The sequence below is a fragment of the Streptomyces sp. NPDC085944 genome (assembly GCF_040686295.1).
In the GTDB taxonomy this organism is placed as follows: domain Bacteria; phylum Actinomycetota; class Actinomycetes; order Streptomycetales; family Streptomycetaceae; genus Streptomyces; species Streptomyces salinarius.
This window is the reverse complement of sequence record NZ_JBFBJX010000005.1, coordinates 87304-105439: the sequence shown is the minus strand read 5'-3', so window position 1 is coordinate 105439 and position 18136 is coordinate 87304. Positions and strand designations below refer to the sequence as shown.

Annotated in this window: 14 protein-coding genes; 11 read left to right on the top strand and 3 right to left on the bottom strand. The window is 75.6% G+C overall.

Translation table 11 applies throughout. The features are described 5' to 3' along the window. Window positions 1-30: 30 nt before the first annotated feature. Window positions 31-1326: an ATP-grasp domain-containing protein gene (locus tag AB0P07_RS11275; protein WP_365548394.1), complete on the top strand. Its 1296-nt coding sequence runs from the start codon at window positions 31-33 to the stop codon at window positions 1324-1326. Next, complete coding sequence (locus AB0P07_RS11270; protein WP_365548391.1) at window positions 1319-2581, top strand: MFS transporter; 1263 nt, start codon at window positions 1319-1321, stop codon at window positions 2579-2581. The genes AB0P07_RS11275 and AB0P07_RS11270 overlap by 8 nt, the downstream gene beginning before the upstream one ends. A gap of 217 nt (window positions 2582-2798) precedes the next feature. On the opposite strand, the gene AB0P07_RS11265 is transcribed toward AB0P07_RS11270, so the two are convergent. The 3 genes from AB0P07_RS11265 to AB0P07_RS11255 all read right to left on the bottom strand — a co-directional run bounded on the left by AB0P07_RS11265 (window position 2799) and on the right by AB0P07_RS11255 (window position 4481). Continuing rightward, complete coding sequence (locus tag AB0P07_RS11265) at window positions 2799-3455, bottom strand: disulfide bond formation protein DsbA (protein ID WP_365548388.1); 657 nt, start codon at window positions 3453-3455, stop codon at window positions 2799-2801. Next, a complete protein-coding gene (locus AB0P07_RS11260) occupies window positions 3442-3900 on the bottom strand; it encodes a hypothetical protein (protein WP_365548385.1) in 459 nt (152 codons plus the stop codon). The genes AB0P07_RS11265 and AB0P07_RS11260 overlap by 14 nt, the downstream gene beginning before the upstream one ends. A 137-nt stretch (window positions 3901-4037) precedes the next feature. After that, window positions 4038-4481 carry a GNAT family N-acetyltransferase gene (locus AB0P07_RS11255; protein WP_365548382.1) on the bottom strand — a complete coding sequence of 148 codons (444 nt, stop codon included), beginning with the start codon at window positions 4479-4481 and terminating at the stop codon, window positions 4038-4040. Window positions 4482-4703: 222 nt separating this feature from the next. Here AB0P07_RS11255 and AB0P07_RS11250 point away from each other — a divergent pair, with 222 nt between their 5' ends. The 9 genes from AB0P07_RS11250 (at window position 4704) to AB0P07_RS11210 (ending at window position 17825) form a co-directional block, all read left to right on the top strand. Continuing rightward, entirely contained in the window at window positions 4704-5681 is a 978-nt protein-coding gene (locus tag AB0P07_RS11250; protein WP_365548379.1) for an NADPH:quinone reductase, read from the top strand. 285 nt (window positions 5682-5966) lie between these two features. Beyond that, entirely contained in the window at window positions 5967-6521 is a 555-nt protein-coding gene (locus AB0P07_RS11245) for an SRPBCC family protein (RefSeq protein WP_365548376.1), read from the top strand. A gap of 105 nt (window positions 6522-6626) precedes the next feature. After that, window positions 6627-8195, top strand: a complete 1569-nt coding sequence (locus tag AB0P07_RS11240) for a class I adenylate-forming enzyme family protein (RefSeq protein ID WP_365548373.1) — start codon at window positions 6627-6629, stop codon at window positions 8193-8195. A gap of 102 nt (window positions 8196-8297) precedes the next feature. Then, the gene (locus AB0P07_RS11235; RefSeq protein ID WP_365548370.1) at window positions 8298-10274 is read left to right on the top strand and encodes an FAD/NAD(P)-binding protein; all 1977 of its coding nucleotides are present in this window, start codon (window positions 8298-8300) and stop codon (window positions 10272-10274) included. Continuing rightward, window positions 10271-11659, top strand: coding sequence for a 3-carboxy-cis,cis-muconate cycloisomerase (gene pcaB, locus AB0P07_RS11230; protein ID WP_365548367.1), 1389 nt, complete (start codon window positions 10271-10273; stop codon window positions 11657-11659). The genes AB0P07_RS11235 and pcaB overlap by 4 nt, the downstream gene beginning before the upstream one ends. 71 nt (window positions 11660-11730) lie before the next feature. Next, window positions 11731-13110: a nitrate/nitrite transporter gene (locus tag AB0P07_RS11225; RefSeq protein WP_365548364.1), complete on the top strand. Its 1380-nt coding sequence runs from the start codon at window positions 11731-11733 to the stop codon at window positions 13108-13110. Continuing rightward, a complete protein-coding gene (locus tag AB0P07_RS11220) occupies window positions 13100-15220 on the top strand; it encodes a molybdopterin oxidoreductase family protein (protein ID WP_365548361.1) in 2121 nt (706 codons plus the stop codon). Before AB0P07_RS11225 ends, AB0P07_RS11220 begins: the two co-directional genes overlap by 11 nt. After that, the gene (locus AB0P07_RS11215; RefSeq protein ID WP_365548358.1) at window positions 15217-16614 is read left to right on the top strand and encodes an FAD-dependent oxidoreductase; all 1398 of its coding nucleotides are present in this window, start codon (window positions 15217-15219) and stop codon (window positions 16612-16614) included. The genes AB0P07_RS11220 and AB0P07_RS11215 overlap by 4 nt, the downstream gene beginning before the upstream one ends. Continuing rightward, complete coding sequence (locus tag AB0P07_RS11210; protein ID WP_365548355.1) at window positions 16611-17825, top strand: FAD-dependent oxidoreductase; 1215 nt, start codon at window positions 16611-16613, stop codon at window positions 17823-17825. The genes AB0P07_RS11215 and AB0P07_RS11210 overlap by 4 nt, the downstream gene beginning before the upstream one ends. Window positions 17826-18136 lie beyond the last annotated feature (311 nt).

The window sequence follows — 18136 nt, the reverse complement described above, 5'->3', positions numbered from 1 at the left end:
CGGTGGCCCCTTCGTGAAAGGTCTCCTCCCATGGCTTCCCCCCACCTCCTGCTCCTCGCCGGGATCGGCGGCCTCGCCCCCGACGAGGCCATCGACTCACTGTCCACCCTGACCGACACCGTCAGCGTCGTGTACGTCACCGCCTGGCGGCCCTCCGATCCCGTGCGGGCCTCCTGGGAGGAGCGCGGGCTGCGGGGCGAGTTCCTGGACGCGGCCGATCTGCCGGCCGCCGTCGAGGCCGCCGCCGCGCTGCACGGCCGGCTGCCGCTGGACGGCGTGGTCACCTACTCCGAGCTGCTGCTGCGCCCGCAGGCCGAGATCGCCGCCCGGCTGGGCCTGCCGGGCAACTCGCCCGAGGCGGTGACCGTCGCCCAGTCCAAGGCGCGCCAACGGCTGCTCTTCGCCGAAAGCGGCGTCCCCTCCCCCGGGTTCGAGGTGATCACCAGCGAACGCGACCTGGCGGCGGCCGCCGCCCGGGTCGGCCTGCCCGGCGTGTTCAAGCCCTCGCTGGGTGCGGGCAGCCAGAACGTGCGGCGGGTCTCCACGTACGCCGAACTGATCCACGCGTTCACGGCGGCCCGCGCCGAGAAGACCGCCTTCCTCCAGTCCGACGAGGCGTACCTGCTGGAGGAGCGGATGGAGCTGGAGGCGGACGGCGACAGCGGTTACGCCGCCTACTGCAGCGTGGAGTCGCTGCTGGTCTCCGGAACGGCGTACCATCTCGCCGTCTCCGACCGGCTGCCGCTGGAGCACGGTTACGCCGAGGAGGGCGTGGTGCTGCCCAGCCGGCTGGCCCCCGCCACGAGGGCGGCCGTCACCGACGTCGCCGACCGGGCGATCCGGGCGATCGGACTGACCTCGGGCGCGGTGCACACCGAGATCGCGCTGACCGACGAGGGACCGAAGATCATAGAGGTCAACGCGCGGGCGGGCGGCCCGCTGCCGGTGATGTTCGAGGCGGCGGCCGGGTACGACTACGCCGCCCAGATCGGGCGCAGCGCGCTCGGGCTGGCGCCCAGCGCGCTGCCGGAGTTCGACGGCGTCGCCCTGCTCCGGTTCCTGCCGATCCCCGTCGGCGTGTGGCGGATCGCCGCGCAGACGCCCGTCGAACGGGTGCTGGAGGCGTTCCCCGAACTGGTCTACGTCGCCCCGCGCTTCTCGCCCGGCCAGCGGGTGAGCCGGCACGGCACGCTGCACCTGGTCAGCTTCCTGGTGAAGGCGCCGGACGTGGCCACCGCCCGCGCGGTGACCCGGCGGGTCGAGGAGGCCCTGGACATCCGGCTGGTGCCGGGGTTCGACGCGCCCACCGGAGCCGACCGTGAGTGAGGCGGCCGTCCCCGGGTCCGCGCCGTCCGCCGCGCCCAAGGGCGGTACCGGGCGCGGGCTGTACGCCGTCGGGCTGTTCGACGCGGTCGGGCTCGGCATGTACCTCTCGCTGTCGGTGCTCTTCCTCGACCAGGCGGCCGGCCTGACCAACCACCAGGTCGGCGTGGTGCTGGGCACCTCGGGGGTGACCTCGCTGCTCGGTGCCATGCCCATCGCGCGGGCCGCCGAACGGTTCGGGGTGCGCGCCGTACTGGGCGTGCTCTTCGCGGTCCGGTGCGCGGCCTTCGTGGCGCTGGCCGCGGTCGCCTCCTTCGGGCAGGCGTTGCTGGCCGCCGCGGTCGCCGGGCTGCTCAGCCGCGGCATCGGTCCGCTGATCGAGTCGGGGCTGATCAGCCGGGTCCCGGACGGGCAGGCGGTGGGGGCGCTGGCGCGGCTGCGGACGCTGCGCAACGCCGGGATGGCGGCCGGGGCGTTGCCCGCGGGCGTCGCGATCGCCGCCGGGGAGGCCTGGGTGTACCGGGCGGTGCTGCTGGGGTCCGCGGTGCTGTTCCTGTGCTGCGCGGTGATCTGCCGGAGCTTCCCCGCCGAGGCGGTGGCGCCCGAGCGCCGGGCCGGCGACCGGCGGGCCGGGATCCTGCGCAACCGGGCGTTCCTCGGGATCACCGCCCTGTACGGTGCGTTCACGCTGTCGGCGCTGCTGCTGGGCATCGGCCTGCCGCTCTGGATCGTGCAGCGCACCCAGGCGCCGCCGTGGAGCGTGACGGTGGTGCAGTTGCTGAACACGGTGCTGGTCGTGGCGCTCCAGGTACGGCTGAGCCGGGGGTCGGAGCGGCTGCCGCGGGCCCGGGGTCTGATGTGCCGCGGCGGCCTGCTGGCCGGGCTCGGCGCGGCGGTGGTGCCGCTGACCGTGCTGGGCGGGAGGTGGCCGGACCTGGCCGTGGTGATCGCGGCGGCGGTGCTGCTGTCGCTGGGCGAGTTGCTGATCGTCGCCGGGTCCACGGGGGCGGCGCTGCTGCACATTCCGAAGGGCCGGCGCACCGCTCATCTCGCCGCCTTCAACATGGGGTTCGCCGCCACCACGGTGGTGGGCCCGCCGCTGATCAGCGTGGGGGTGGGCGGGAACTGGACGGCCTGGGCGGGGTGGGCGCTGTTCTTCGCCGTGCTCGGCCTGGTCGCCCTGCGGGTTCCGGCGCCGCCCGCGTCCGAGCCGGAGGCGGAACGCCGGCCGGCCGCGGCCGCGCCGGCCGGCGCATGAGACGCGCGCCCCGGTAGTGGAGGCCGGGGCGCGTCAGGCGGTCCGCGCCGCCCGGTACGGGGTCGGGGCGGCGCGGGCCGTGGGGGGCGGCTGCGGAGCCTTGGCTCGGGGCCCGTGGTCCGGGGCGGAGGCCCCGAGCCGCGTCGGCTGCGCTCCGCCGTCAACGGTCGGCCGGTCGGCGATGTGCGGTGGGCGGTCAACGCCCACGTGCCGCCGTTCAGTCGAAGACCGGCCCCTGGGTGCGGGTGCGCTTGAGTTCGTGGAAGCCCGGTGTGGCGGCCAGGAGCAGCAGGCCGTCCCAGAGCCGGGTGGCCGCCTCGCCGCGCGGGGCGGGGGTGACGACCGGGCCGAAGAACGCCCTGCGGGTGCCGTCGGGTCCGGGCAGCGCGATCACGGGGGTGCCCACCTCCTCCCCCACGTGGTCGATGCCCTCCTGGTGGGAGGCGCGCACGTCCGCGTCCCAGGTGTCGGCACCGGTCTCGTCGAGGAGATCCGGGGGCAGCCCGATGTCCTGGAGGGCCCCCGCGAGCGCCTCCCGGGTGGGGCCGAGGCCCTGGACGTGGATACGGGTGCCGAGCGCGGTGTAGAGCCGGCCGGTGACCTCGTCGCCGTACTTGCGCTGTGCGGCGGCGACCAGGCGGACCGGCGCCCAGCCCTCCGTCAGCAGGCGCCGGTACCGCTCCGGGAGGTCCTCGCGGCCCTCGTTGAGCACCGCCAGGCTCATGAGGCGCCAGCGGATGTCCAGGGGGCGCCGCTCGGCGACCTCCAGCAGCCAGCGCGAGGTCATCCACGCCCAGGGGCATACGGGGTCGAACCAGAAGTCGACGGCGACGGGGCGGCTCGGGGGACCGGTCGGGGTCTCAGTCACGGACACGGGTGTCGGTTCCTTCCTCGGCGAGGCGTTCGATCAGGGCGAGGGCGCTGACGCGGGCGTTCTCGCGGGCGTCTTCGGCCGCCTCGGCCGCGGTCCCGGGCACGGGCGGCGCGACGGGCGGGGGCGGCGCCGCGAGCGGGGGCCGCCCGCCGGGCGAGGGCGGGGTCGTGGAGGCCGCGAGCCGGGCGAAGAGGGTCGCCAGGCGGCCCTCCCCGGCGTGGGTGAGGGCGATGTCGCCCTCCCAGAGGACGGCGCGGAGACGCTCGGCGGTCAGGGCGCCGTCGCCCGCGCAGGCGTCGAGCAGGCGCCGGGCGAGCCGGCGCTCTAGGGGGCCGGGCAGCCAGGTGCCGGTGGTGAGGTCCCGCGCCAGCGAGGCCGTCAGCTCGGGGAGCCCGTCGGGGGCGGACTGCCCCGGCCGGCGCGGGGTGGTGGTGGGGTCGTTCATCGGGAGAGTCTTCCGCTTCCTGGTTCGAGTCCGGTGGGCCGGCAGCGCGGCTCGCTGCGGCGCGCGTACGGCGGCGGTGTGCCGTGCCGACGATCGGCGCGAGTGGTCGAGGTCCGGCCAAGGCGCGGCAAAGGCGCTCATCCGTCGGCGACCTCCAGGGCGAGGTGCAGGGCCGTGATGCGCATGCGGCGGGCGTGGTAGAAGCGGTGGGCGACGTGGTTGGTGACGCCGGAGTCCAGCTCCACGCGTGCGCAGTGGGCGTCGCGGGCGCGGGCGGCGAGGTGGGCGAACAGGCGGGCTCCGACGCCGGCAGAGCGGTGGGCGGGGTCGGTGACGAGGTCGTCGACGAAGAGGACGCGGCCCCGGCTGGTCGCCAGGACGCGGTGGGTGGCCGCCGCCACGCAGTGGCCGTGCTCGTCGTACGCGGCGGTGAAGACCAGGCCCTGTGCGTGCGCCTCGACGGCGAACCGGTCGAACTCGGCCTCGGTGAGCGCGGGCCGCAGGGCCAGGACCAGCGGCCGTACATGGGCGGCCATCCGCGGGTCGCCCGGCGTGACGTCCGTGGGCGGGGGGAGAGACATGGGCGGCAGCGTAGGAGCGCGGGGGCCGCCGGACGGTGCGGAGTTGACACACCGCCGGGCACGGGCAGCGCCCGCGGCGTTCCACGTCGACCGCACCGCGGGCCGCGGCCGGCCGCGGCCGCACGCCGAGTTGACACACCGGGGCCCCGACCTGACACACCCCGGCCCCCGTTCGCCGCCGTCCCGTCCGCCGGGGTCGCCCGGGTGCCAGACTCCGTGAACATGCGTGCCGCCTACATCACCCAGCTCGGCTCCCCCGACCTCATACGGTTCGGGGAGCTGCCGCCGCCCGCGCCGGGCCCGCACGATGTGCTGGTCGACGTCGAGGTGAGTGCCGTCAACCATGTCGACACCTTCGTGCGCTCAGGCGCCTGGCGCACCCCCGTGGAGTTCCCCTTCGTCATCGGCCGCGACCTGGTCGGGACCGTCGTCGCGGCCGGTGCCGCGGCCACCCGCTTCCGCGTCGGCGACCGGGTCTGGTCCAACAGCCTCGGCCACGACGGCCGCCAGGGCGCCGCCGCCGAGCGGGCGGTGGTCCCCGTGGACCGGCTCTACCACCTGCCCGACGGTGTCGATCCGGTCGACGCCGTGGCCCTCGCCCACCCGGCCGCGACCGCGCACCTGGCGCTGTTCACGCACGGCGGGCTCCGGGCCGGGGAGACCGTCGCGGTGCTCGGCGCCGCCGGCAACGTGGGCAGCGCCCTGGTGACGATGGCGGTCCACGCCGGTGCGCGCGTCGTCGCGGTCGCCGCCGCACGCGACGCGGAGTACGTCCGCTCCCTGGGCGCCGACACGGTCGTGGACTATCGCGCGGACGACGTCCCCGGACTGATCCGGGCCGCCGCCCCGGACGGTGTGGACGTCCATGTGGACACCTCCGGACGCAACGACCTGGAGACGGCGGTGGAGTTGCTGGCCGGCCGGGGCCGGATCGTGGTCCTGGCCGGTCTGCGCACCCGGCCGGTGCTGCCGGTGGGCGCCCTGTACCTGAGGGACCGCTCGGTGCGCGGCTTCGCCATCTCGCACGCGGACACCGCACAGCTCGCCGACGCGGCCCGCGGCATCGGCGGTCTGCTGGCGGCGGGGCGGCTGCGGCCCCGCACCACCGAGGTGCTGCCGCTCGCCGAGGCGGCCGAGGCGCACCGCCGGCTGGACGGGGGCAAGGTCACGGGCAAACTCGTGCTGCGTGTACGCGACTGAGAGCTTGTCGCCACGCCCGTACGCGACGCCACGCCCGTACGCGACGTCAGCACCGTACGCGACGCCGGGGCGGGCTCCGTGAGGCAGGACGTCTCGCGGAGCCCGCCCCGGCGCGCACCCCTTTCCGCCCGGGACTCGATTACCCGGCATTCGCCCCCCCCGAATTCCTCCGGCGCACCCGGCCGGCGCCCGGTGCGAAAACCGTCGCCGGGGCCGGAATTGAACTTGACGTACCCCGAGCGGCTCGATTGCAGGCTTTCCCGGCGCGTCGGCAGTATTGCCGCCATGACCGCCAACACAGAAACCATCATCGACAATTCCCCGCTCTTCGAACTCGACGCCCGCATTCGCGTCGCGGCGTCCCCGGGAAAGATCTACTCCGTCGTCAGCGACCTGGCCCGCTCCAAGGAGTGGAGCCCCGAGTGCATGGGCGGCGAGTGGATCGAGGGCGCGCCCTCGGCCGTCGGTTCGGTCTTCCGCGGCGAGAACCTGCGCAGCGAGGACGTCGTCGGCTGGGCCCCGCTGGTGCGCGGCACCTGGTACACCGAGGCCCGCGTGGTGGCCGCCGAACCCGGCCGGACCTTCCGCTGGATGATGCTCACCCACGCCCGTGAGGACCAGGAATCCGTGTGGGGCTTCGACATCGAGGACGCCGGCGACGGCACCTCCTGGCTCATCCACCACTTCCGGATGGGCAAGGCAACGGCCGGCATCCACAAGATCGTCGCGGACCTCGACGAGGACGGCCGCAAGCGGTTCGTCGTGGACTGGACCGCCAAGCTCGCCCAGGACCTCGACGACACGCTGGCCCGGATCAAGGCCGTCATCGAGGCCGGCTGACCCGCGTTTTGGGCCCCGCCCGGCACGGTCCGCCCGCACCGGCGTGAAGTTGAGCACTTCGCACTCCCCTCAGGATTCCGCAGCCATGGACGAGAGATCGGTTACATGTTTCTCCAGCGAATAGGAAGCAAGGGAATTCGACTCGGCACGCTTTTCGACCGGGCCGCCGCCAGGCATCCGGCGAATCTCGTGATCCTCGACCACGACCTCGACATCGCCCCGCAGCTCGGACGGCGCGCGACGCTGACCGAACTGGCCGACCTGGTGGACGACTTCGCCTCCCGCCTGTGGTCGGTCGGCGCGCGGCCCGGCGACCACGTGGTGGTGCACAAGAGCGACGGCTTCGACATCTCCCTCCTCGCCTGTGCCGTCGCCCGCACCGGCGCCATCCCGGTGCTGCTGTCCCCGAAGCTGGACGGCGCCACCGTCGCCGAGCTGCTCCGCCGGGTCGGCCGCCCGTTCCTGGTCACCGACCGGGACAAGCTCGACCACCACCTGCCCGCCGAGGTCTTCGACCTCTCCCGCGAGGTGCTCCTCGCCTCCGGCGAGCACGAGGGGGCCGTCTCGTTCGCCTCGCTGGCCGGTGTCGAGCGGGTGCCGGCGGTGTCGATGCCCATCGACCACCCCACGCTCATCACCCACACCTCGGGCACCACCGGCACGCCGAAGCTGGCCGTGCACACCGGCATGAGCTTCCAGGCCCGCTACCGCCCCCAGGCCACCGTCGTGAAGAGCGCGGTGCGCCGCAGCGAACCCGTCGCGGTGCACGTGTCGTTCGTGCACTCGCGGATGTTCACGGCGATGCCCATCTCGATCCTCCAGGGGCATCCGCTGATCGTGCTGCGGGACGACGACCCGGCGACCGTCGGTGACCTCTTCGCGCAGGTCCCGCCCGGGTTCATCGAGGCCCACCCGAACACGTTCCTGCGCTGGGAGGTGCTGGCCGACGACCCGCGCGGGCCGCTGGCCAACGTGAAGTACTTCTCCAGCACCTTCGACGCCATCCACCCGCGCACGGTGAACACCCTGCTGAAGGGGTCCCGCCGCAAGGGCCGGCGGTTCGCGCAGGCGTACGGCCAGAGCGAGGTGGGCCCGATCGCCGCGCGCACCTACTCGCTGAAGGACGGCACCGACTTCAACGGCCGCTGCGTGGGTGTGCCGTTCCCCGGCATGACCGGGGTGCGGGTGGTCAGCCGCAACGGCGCGCCGGTCTCCAAGGAGAACCCCGGCTTCATCGAGGTCCGCAGCGACGGGCGGATCGTCACCTACCTCGGGGAGCACGGCCGCTGGCAGAAGCAGGTCAACGACGGCTGGTGGCGCATGGGCGACCTGGGCTTCCGGACCCGGTTCGGCTGCCTGCACCTGCTGGACCGCGAGGTGGACGAGATCCCCGGGGTGCAGTCCACCCTGGAGATCGAGGACAAGCTGTTCACCCGGCTGCCGGAGCTGGTCGAGGTCATCATCATCCCCGGCCCGGACGGCCGCGCGGTGCCCGTGGTGTGCACGCGCGACGACGCGCCACTGGACGAACTGGCCTGGAAGTCCGCGGTCGTGGACCTGCCGACACTCGGCGCGCCCGTGCAGTGGCGGCTGGAGGACCTCCCGCAGACCGCCACCACCAAGATCAAGCGCCTGGAGCTGGCGCGTCTGGTCGCGGACGCCCCGGCCGGCTGACCTCCACCGCCGCACCCGTTCCCGCCCCCTTCCCGCCCCGGGACCGGCGGCCGCCCCCTTACCCGGCCGCCGGCCCCCCGCCCAGAAATGGATTCCACCCAGATGAACAGCACCCTCGAGGTCTGCATCATCGGTGCCGGCCCCCGCGGGCTGTCGGTGCTTGAGCGTCTGCTGGCCAACGAGCGCCGCTCCCCCGCCCACAGCAAGGTCACGGTCCACGTCGTCGACCCCTCGGCGCCCGGCGCGGGCACCGTGTGGCGCGCGGAGCAGTCGCAGCACCTGCTGATGAACACCGTGGCCTCGCAGATCACCGTCTTCACCGACGACAGCGCGGGCATCGACGGCCCCATCGAGCCGGGTCCGAGCCTCTACGAGTGGGCGCAGACGCTGGCGCTGCTCGGGGACCCCGCGCGGCACGACGCCACCACCCTGGCCGAGGCCGGGCGGCTGGGCCCCGACTCCTACCCGACGCGCGCCTTCTACGGCCGCTACCTGAAGGACTGCTTCGAGCGCATCACCGGGTCCGCGCCCGCCCACGTCGAGGTGCTGGTGCACCGTTCGCGCGCGGTCGCGGCAGCCGACACCCACGGCGTGCCGGGCGGCCCGCAGGGCATCCGCCTGGAGAACGGCACCCGGCTCAACGACCTGGACGCCATCATCATGGCGCAGGGCCACGTGCCCGCCCGGCTGTCGGCGCGCGAGGCCCGCACCGCGAGCCTGGCCCGCATCCACCACCTGACCTACGTCACCCCGGCCAACCCCGCCGACCTGGACCTCAGCGGCATCCAACCGGGCCAGAACGTGCTGCTGCGCGGTCTGGGCCTCAACTTCTTCGACCACATGGCCCTGTTCACGCTGGGCCGCGGCGGCCGGTTCGAGCGCCGTGCCGAGGGCGGGCTGGTGTACCGGCGCTCGGGCAGCGAGCCGAAGCTGTTCGCGTTCTCCCGCCGCGGCGTCCCCTACCACGCGCGCGGCGAGAACGAGAAGGGCGCCACCGGGCGGTACTTCCCGCGGCTGCTGACCCCCGAGTACATCGCCACGCTCCGCGAGCGCGCGGCCGCCGGCGCTCCGGTGAACTTCGGCACCGACCTGTGGCCGCTGATCTCCCGCGAGGTGCAGAGCGTCTACTACCGGGCGCTGCTGGCCGCGCGCGGCGAGCGGGAGCGCGGCGAGGAACTGGCCGAGCGGTACCTGGCGGCGGGCGCCGACACGGCGGCGGTGCTGGACTCGTTCGGCATCGCGGCCGACGAGCGCTGGGACTGGGAGCGGCTGTCGCGGCCCTACGGCGACCGCGTCTTCGCCGATCGCGCCGACTTCACCGGGTGGCTGCTGGACTATCTGCGCAAGGACGTCGCCGAGTCCCGGCGGGGCAATGTCAGCGGTCCGCTGAAGGCGGCCCTGGACGTGCTGCGCGACCTGCGCAACGAGATCCGGCTCGCGGTCGACCACGGCGGTCTGGAGGGCGGTTCGCACCGCGACGACCTGGAGGGCTGGTACACGCCGCTCAACGCGTTCCTGTCGATCGGACCGCCGGCCTCCCGGATCGAGGAGATGATCGCGCTGATCGAGGCCGGTGTGCTGACGGTGACGGGTCCGGGCACCCAGGTGCGCATCGACACCACGGCGCAGTTGTTCCTCGCGCACTCGGCCTCGGTGCCGGGCGAACCGGTGGCGGCCTCCGCGCTGGTGGAGGCTCGGCTGCCGGAGCCGGACCTGCGGCGCACCGACGACCCGCTGCTGCGGCACCTGCTCGACACCGACCAGGCCGCGCCGTTCCGGATCGCGGGCGCGGGCGGCGGTGACTACGAGACCGGCGGTCTGGCGGTCACCGAGCGCCCCTACCGGCTCCTCGACGGCCGGGGGCGGGCCCACCCGCGGCGCTTCGCCTACGGGGTGCCGACGGAGTCGGTGCACTGGGTGACCGCGGCCGGTATCCGCCCCGGGGTGGACTCGGTGACCCTGGGCGACTCCGACGCCATCGCCCGCACGGTGCTGGAGCTGCCGCCGGTGGCCCGGGTGCCTGACGGGGTACGGCCGGTGGACGCGGGCACCGGCCTGCCCGCCGGGGTGATCGTGTGAGCCCCTCGCCGTCCTGGGCCGACGACGGGCTGCTGTCGCCGGTGCGGGCCGGGTCGCCGGTCGAGGCGGCCACCGGCGACCGGGCCTGGCTCCAGGCCATGCTGGACGCGGAGGCGGCGCTGGCCCGGGCCCAGGCGTCGCTGGGGAGAGTGCCGAAGGAGGCGGCCGAGGCCATCACCCGGGCCGCCGACGCCGATCGCCTCGACGCTCGTGCTCTGGCGCTCGCCGCCCGGGAGACCGCCAACCCGGTGGTGGGCCTGGTGAAGGCGTTCACGGCGGTGGTGGCCGAGGCGGACCCGTCGGCGGCGGAGTACGTGCACCGGGGCTCCACCAGCCAGGACGTCTTCGACACCGGCGCCATGCTGGTGGCCCGCCGGGCCCTCGCGCTGGTGCGGGCGGACCTCGCGCGCACGGCCGGGGCGCTGGCGGCGCTGGCCGGGCGGCACCGGGACACCCTCGCGGTGGCCCGGACCCTGGCCCTGCACGCGGTCCCGACGACGTTCGGGCTGCGGGCGGCGGGCTGGCGGGCACTGGTCCTGGACGCCGACGCCCGGCTGGCCCGGATCCAGGAGGGCGGGCTCCCCGTCTCCCTGGGCGGGGCGGCCGGCACCCTGGCCGGGTATCTGGAGTACGCGGCGGACGGGCCGCGACCCGCCCCGGACGGGTACGCCGCGGAGCTGGCCGAGGCGTTCGCCGCCGAGACGGGGCTCGCCGTGCCGGTGCTGCCCTGGCACGCGCTGCGCACCCCGGTCGCCGACCTGGCGTCCGCGCTCGCCTTCACGGCGGGCGCGCTCGGCAAGTTCGCGGTCGACGTGCAGTCGCTGGCGCGTACCGAGGTCGGGGAGGTCGCGGAGCCGGGCGGTCCGGGACGCGGCGGTTCCTCGGCGATGCCGCACAAGCGCAATCCGGTGCTGGCGACCATGGTGCGTGCCGCGGCGCTCCAGGTGCCGGCGCTCGCCGCGGCGCTGACGGGGTGCCTGGTCTCCGAGGACGAACGGTCCGCGGGGGCGTGGCACGCCGAGTGGCAGTTGCTGCGGGAGTGCCTGCGGCTGTCCGGCGGCGCGGCCCGCACCGCGGCCGAACTCGCCGAGGGCCTGCAGGTCCGTACCGGGCGCGTGCGCGCCAATCTCGATCTGTCGTCCAGTCAGGTCGTCTCGGAGCGGGTGGCCGCGCGGCTCGCCCCGGTGCTCGGCAGAGCCCGCGCCCGCGCTCTGCTGACGGAGGCCGCGCGGGAGGCCGCGGAGACCGGCCGCCCGCTGGCCGAGGTGCTGGGCGAGCTGCCCGGACTGCCGCCCGAGGTGGCGGGCGCACTGCCCGCGCTGTGCGACCCGGCAGGGTACACCGGCGCCGCGACCGCCCTGGTGGACCGTGCCCTGCGGTCCTGACCCCCCTCCCCGCAAGCCGTCGCCCCAACCCGCCGGGCGACGGCTCGACGCCCCGGAAAGCCGAGGAGAAGATGACCCGCGCAGGTGCCGCCCGAGGGCGGTGGATCGAGAACTGGGATCCCGAGCACGAGCAGCGGTGGGAGCGCGGTGGACGCCGCGTCGCCCGGCGCAACCTCGTGCTGTCGATGGCCGCCGAGCACATCGGTATCTCGGTGTGGAGCATGTGGTCGGTCCTGGTGCTGTTCATGTCGCCGAGGATCGGGCTGGACTTCGCACCGGACGAGAAGTTCCTCCTGGTGGTGGTGCCCACGCTGTCGGGCGCGCTGCTGCGGCTGCCCTACAGCCAGGCGGTGACCCGCTTCGGGGGCCGCAACTGGACCGTGTTCGCCTCGCTGGTGCTGCTGGTGCCGACCGGGCTGACGACGTACTTCGTGCAGCGGCCCGGCACCCCGCTGTGGGTGTTCCTGGTGATCGGCGCGCTGGCCGGGGCGGGCGGCGGCAACTTCGCCTCCTCGATGAGGAACATCACCGCCTTCTACCCGCAGCGCCACCAGGGTTGGGCGCTCGGCCTGAACGCGGGCGGCGGCAACCTGGGCGTGGCCGCGGTGCAGCTGCTCGGTCTGCTGGTGATCTCCGCGTTCGGCGACACCCACCCCGCCTACGTGGCCGCCTGCTACCTGCCGTTGATCGCGCTGGTGTCGGTGCTGGCCGCGCTGCGGATGGACAACGTGGCCGTGATCCGCACCGAGCCGGGCGCGCAGCGCGAGGCCGTCGCCAATCCCCACACCTGGTGGATCTCGCTGCTGTACATCGGCACCTTCGGCTCCTTCATCGGTTTCGGGTTCGCCTTCGGCCTGGTGCTGCAGAACCAGTTCGGCTCCACGCCCCTCGAGGCGGCCTCGTTCACCTTCCTCGGGCCGCTGCTCGGCTCGGTGGCACGTCCGCTGGGCGGCCGGGTCGCCGACCGGTGGGGCGGGGCGCGGGTGACGCTGTGGGCGTTCGCCGGGATGGCGGGCGGGACCGGGGTGCTGCTGGTCGCCACCCGCAGCGATTCCTTCGCGCTGTTCGTGGCCGGTTTCACCGCGCTGTTCGTGATGAGCGGGGTCGGCAACGGCTCGACGTACAAGATGATTCCCGCGGTGTTCGCCCGGCAGGCGGAGGAGGCCGTCACCTCCGGGCGGGACGCCGCCGCGGCCTTCGCCCGCTCGCGCCGGCTGACCGGGGCGGTCATCGGCATCGCGGGGGCGGTGGGCGCGCTCGGCGGCGTCGCCATCAACCTGGCGTTCCGCTCCTCGTACGGCGAACTGGGCACCGGGGAGCCCGCGTTCTACGCCTTCCTCGGCTTCTACGGGCTCTGCGCGGTGCTGATCCGCGTGATGTACCTGCGCGGCGCGGGCGCGGCCGGTGCCCTGCCGGGCTCGGAACGAGTGCGGTCCTCCCATGTCCGGTGAGGCGGGCGGGCGCGGCCCGCGAACCCCGGCGGACCTGCCCGAGACGACGACGCACTGCCCGTACTGCGCGCTCCAGTGCTCCACCGAGCTGTCCGGCGGACCGGGCCGGGTGGGGGTGCGTCCCTCGCCGGACTTCCCCGTCAACCGGGGCGGTCTGTGCCAGAAGGGGTGGACCGCGCCCGCCCTGCTCGGCACCCCGGGGCGGCTGCTGACCCCGCTGGTGCGCGGCGCCGACGGCGTCCTCGCGCCGGCCTCCTGGGAGGCCGCGCTCGACCTGGTCGCCGGGCGGCTGCGCCGGACCCGGGAGCGGTACGGCGCCGACGCGGTCGCGGTGTTCGGCGGCGGCGGGCTGACCAACGAGAAGGCGTACACGCTGGGCAAGTTCGCGCGGGTCGCGCTGGGCACCAGCCGGATCGACTACAACGGCCGCTTCTGCATGTCCTCCGCCGCCGCCGCGACGGTCGCGGCCTTCGGCCTGGACCGGGGGCTGCCGTTCCCGGTGACCGACCTGGACGACTCCGACGTGGTGCTGCTGGCCGGTGCCAACCCGGCGGAGACCATGCCACCGCTGATGCGCCACCTGGAGCGGGCGGACCTCGTCGTCGTCGACCCGCGCCGCACCCGGACCGCCGAGCGCGCCGCGCTGCACCTCCAGCCGGTCCCCGGCTCCGACCTCGCCCTCGCCCTCGGCCTGCTGCACCTGGCGGTCACCGAGGGGCTGGTGGACAAGGAGTACGTGGACGCCCGCACCACCGGCTTCGAGGCGGCCTGGGAAAGCTGCGCCGCCTGGTGGCCGGAGCGCGTCGAGGCGGTCACCGGCGTGCCGGTGGCGGAGATGCGCCAAGCGGTGCGGATGCTCGCCGGGGCCCGCCGCGCCCACGTCCTGACCGGGCGGGGCGCGGAACAGCACAGCAAGGGCTCCGACACCGTCGCCGCCTTCATCGGCCTGGCGCTGGCGCTCGGTCTGCCGGGCCGGGCGGGCAGCGGCTTCGGCACCCTGACCGGGCAGGGCAACGGTCAGGGCGGCCGGGAGATGGGCCAGAAGGCCGACCAGCTCCCCGGCTACCGTTCGCTGACCGACCCCGCGGACCGCGCGCACGTGGCGTCCGTGTGGGGCGTCGACCCGGACGCGTTGCCGGGGCCCGGGCCCAGCGCCTACGAACTCCTGGACTCCCTCGGCACCCCCGAGGGACCGCGCGCGCTGCTGGTGTTCGGCTCGAACCCGGTGGTCTCCGCACCCCGGGCCGCCCATGTCACCGAGCGTCTGTCCGCGCTGGACCTGCTGGTGGTGGCCGACTTCGTGCCGTCCGAGACGGCGGCGCTGGCGGATGTGGTGCTGCCGGTGGCGCAGTGGGCCGAGGAGGAGGGCACGCTGACCGGGCTGGAGGGCAGGGTGCTGCGCCGGCGCGCCCACCTGAGCCCGCCGCCGGGGGTCCGCACGGACCTGGAGCTGCTGCACGCCCTCGCGGTCCGGCTCGGCCAGCCCCCCGAGCGCTTCCCGGTGCGCCCCCGGGAGGTCTTCGACGAGCTGCGCCGGGCCTCGGCGGGCGCCCCGGCGGACTACTCCGGGATCAGCTACGCGCGGCTCGACGCCGGGGAGGCGCTGCACTGGCCGTGCCCGGCCGTGCCCGGCGGCGACCATCCGGGCACGCCCAGGGCGTTCCTGGACCGGTTCGCCCATCCGGACGGCCGGGCCCGGTTCGCGGCCCTCGAGCACCGGCCGCCCGCCCGCGAGCCCGACGCCCGGTTCCCGCTGTACGGGACGACCGGCCGGGTGCTCGCCCAGTACCAGTCGGGCGCGCAGACCCGCCGGGTGCCCGAGCTGGCCGAGGCGGCGCCCGAGGCGTTCGTCGAGGTCCACCCCGACACCGCCCGGCGCCTCGGCCTGGCCGACGGGGCGCCGGCCGAGGTGGCGTCGGTGCACGGAAGCACCCGGGCCCGGGTCCGGGTGACCCGCACCGCGCGCGAGGACACGGTGTTCGTGCCGTTCCACTATCCGGGCGCGGCCCGGGCCAACCTGTTCACCGGGGACGCGCTCGACCCGCGCAGCCGCATGCCGGAGTTCAAGGTGTCCGCGGTGCGCGTGACGCCGGTGGGTGAGCGGTCGTGAGCCGGGTACTGATCGTGGGCGGCGGCCCGGCCGCGCACCGGCTGGCCGAGCGCCTGGTCCACCACGGCCACGGTGGCGGGATCACCGTGGTCGGCGCCGAACCGCGTGCCCCGTACCACCGGGCGCTGCTGGGCTCGGTGCTGGACGGTTCGCTGGAGAGCGGACGGCTCGCGCTGCCGGCGCTGCCGGGTCCGGTGCGGCTGCTGACCGGGGTGCGGGTGACCGGCGTCGACCGGGCGCTGCGCACGGTGCGCACCGCGGACGGCCGCGAACTGCCCTACGACACCCTCGTCCTGGCCACCGGTGCCCGGGCTCGGGTGCCCGCGGTGCCGGGGCTCACCGACCGGCACGGCCGGCTCGCGGAGGGGGTGCGCGTCCTGCGCGCGGCGGCCGACTGCCGGCCGCTGTCCGAGGGGCCGGTCGTGGTCGTCGGCGGCGGGACGCGCGGGGTGGAGGCGGCGCTCGCGCTGCGCCGGGCCGGGCGCGAGGTGGTGCTGGCGCATCCCGCGGCACACCCGATGGACCGGCACCTGGACGCGGCCGGCGGTGCCGTCGTGGCTCAGTGGCTGGCCGAACGGGGGGTCACCCTGCGGCTGGGCCGGCGGGCCGCCGAGTACGTGCCGGGCAAGGTCGTTCTGGACGACGGCGAGGTCCTGGCGGCGGGCACCGTGCTGGTGTGCACCGGCACCGCGCCGCAGACGCGGCTGGCGCGGGCCGCCGGGCTGCCGGTGGCCGAGGGGGTCCTCGTGGACGCCCGGCTGCGGACCGCCGACCCGCGCGTCCACGCCATCGGCGACTGCGCCGAACAGGACGGCACTCCCGGCACGACCGTGCTCGGGGCCTGGGAACAGGCGGACACGCTGGCCCGGATCCTCACGGGCGAGGACACCGTCCACCGGGCCGGACGGCACGCGCTGCGCCCGCGCCTGCCCGGCAAGGACCTCGTCGTGCTGCCGTCCGGCCGGGACGGCGCGGAGGGCGACAGGACCGTGACGCTGCGGGACCCGGCGCGGGGCCGGTACGCCCGGCTGGTGCTGCGCGAGGGCCGGATCCGCCACGGGGTGGTGGCCGGCTCGGCGCGGGCGGTCGCCGCGGTGACCCTGCTGCACGCCCGGGACGCCCCCGTCCCGGCCGACCTGCTGGCCCTGCTGACCGGCGCCGACGGCACCTACACGGGTGGCGGGGAACCGCCGGACGACGCCGTGGTCTGCCACTGCAACAACGTCACCAGGAAGCGGCTGAAGGACGCCTGGCACGGCGGCGCCCGGGACGCGGCGGCACTGGCCGCGGCCACGCGCGCGACGACGGGGTGCGGCAGTTGCGGCCCCGTCGTGCGGGAGCTGTGCGCGGCGCTCGGCCGGCCGGCCGACCCGGCCGAGGGAGGGACACGGTGAGGACACGCACGTTGGTGGTGGCCGGCTACGGCATGGCGGCGGCCCGGCTGGTCGAGGAGATGCTGGCCGGGGACCCCGAGGGGCGCTGGCGGCTGATCGTGGTCGGCGAGGAACCCCGGGCCGCCTACGACCGGGTGGCACTCTCCTCGCTGCTCGGCGGCGCCACGCCCGAGGACCTGGCCCTGGCCGGGCCGGAGGTGACGGCCGACCCGCGCCTTGAGCTGCGGCCCGGCACCACGGTCACCGGCGTGAACCGGGCGGCGCGGACCGTGACCTGCGACGACGGCACGGTGATCGGCTACGACGCGCTGGTGTTCGCCACCGGCTCGCGGCCGTTCGTACCGCCGGTGGACGGCCACGACCTGCCGGGGTGCTTCGTCTACCGGACGGTGGAGGACGTCGACGCGATCCGCGCGGCGGCCGTGCCGGGGCGGCCCGCGGTCGTGGTCGGCGGCGGGCTGCTCGGCCTGGAGGCGGCCGGCGGCCTGCGGTCGCTCGGGATGCGGCCCCGCGTGGTGGAACTGGCGCCGTGGCTGATGGCCCAGCAGATCGACGAGGGCGGTGGCCGGTTCCTGGCCGAGGCGGTCGGCCGGCTCGGTGTGGGGGTGCACTGCTCGTCCCGGCTCGACGCGGTCGGCGCGGGGCCGGACGGCCGGGTGGACCGGGTCGAGCTGGCCGACGGCACGGCCCTGGAGGCCGCCCTCGTCGTCTTCGCCGCCGGGGTCCGGCCGCGCGACGAACTGGCCGGGCCGGCCGGTCTGGCACGCGGCGAGCGGGGTGGTTTCCTCGTCGACGCGTGGTGCCGCACGGCGGACGAGCGGGTGTACGCCGTCGGTGAGTGCGCGGCCGTCGAGGGCCGCTGCCACGGGCTGGCGGCCCCCGGCTTCCGGATGGCCGAGACCGTGGCCGGGCAGTTGCTCGGCACCGCGGCCGGTCCGTTTCCGGGCGCGGACGCCTCCGCCGAACTCAAGTTGCTGGGTGTGCGGGTGGCCGGTTTCGGCGACGCCCACGCCCGCGAGCCGGGGGCGGTGGAGTACGTCCACGAGGACCGGCGGGCCGGGGTCTACGCCAAGGTGGTGCTGGCCGCGGACGGCCGGACCGTGCTCGGCGGCGTCCTGGCCGGCGACACCAGCGCCTACCCGACGCTGCGGTCGCTGACCGGCCGCGAACTGCCCGCCTCTCCCGAGGAGCTGCTGACACCGCAGAGTTGAGTGGACGGCCTGCGGCCGGACGGTTCGTCGCCTGTGCGGGCGTGGCCGTCCGGCCGCGGCCGGTTGAGCGGGGCCCGGCAACCCGTCCCTGTCGTGCCGGACCCCGCTGCTGTCGTGCACCGGCGTGCGAGCCCTCGTTCGGTGCGCCGGTGCACGCGTCCCGAGTGGTGCGCCCCCAAGACCTCGCCGGGCTCCGGGTGCGTGGGGGGCCGGGAGCCCGGCGGGGTCCTGCGCGGACCGCGCGAGGGGTGGAACGCGGTCCGCGGTACGGGGGTGGTCGGGCGGCCGGCCGGGGCCGCGCCGGGGATGGG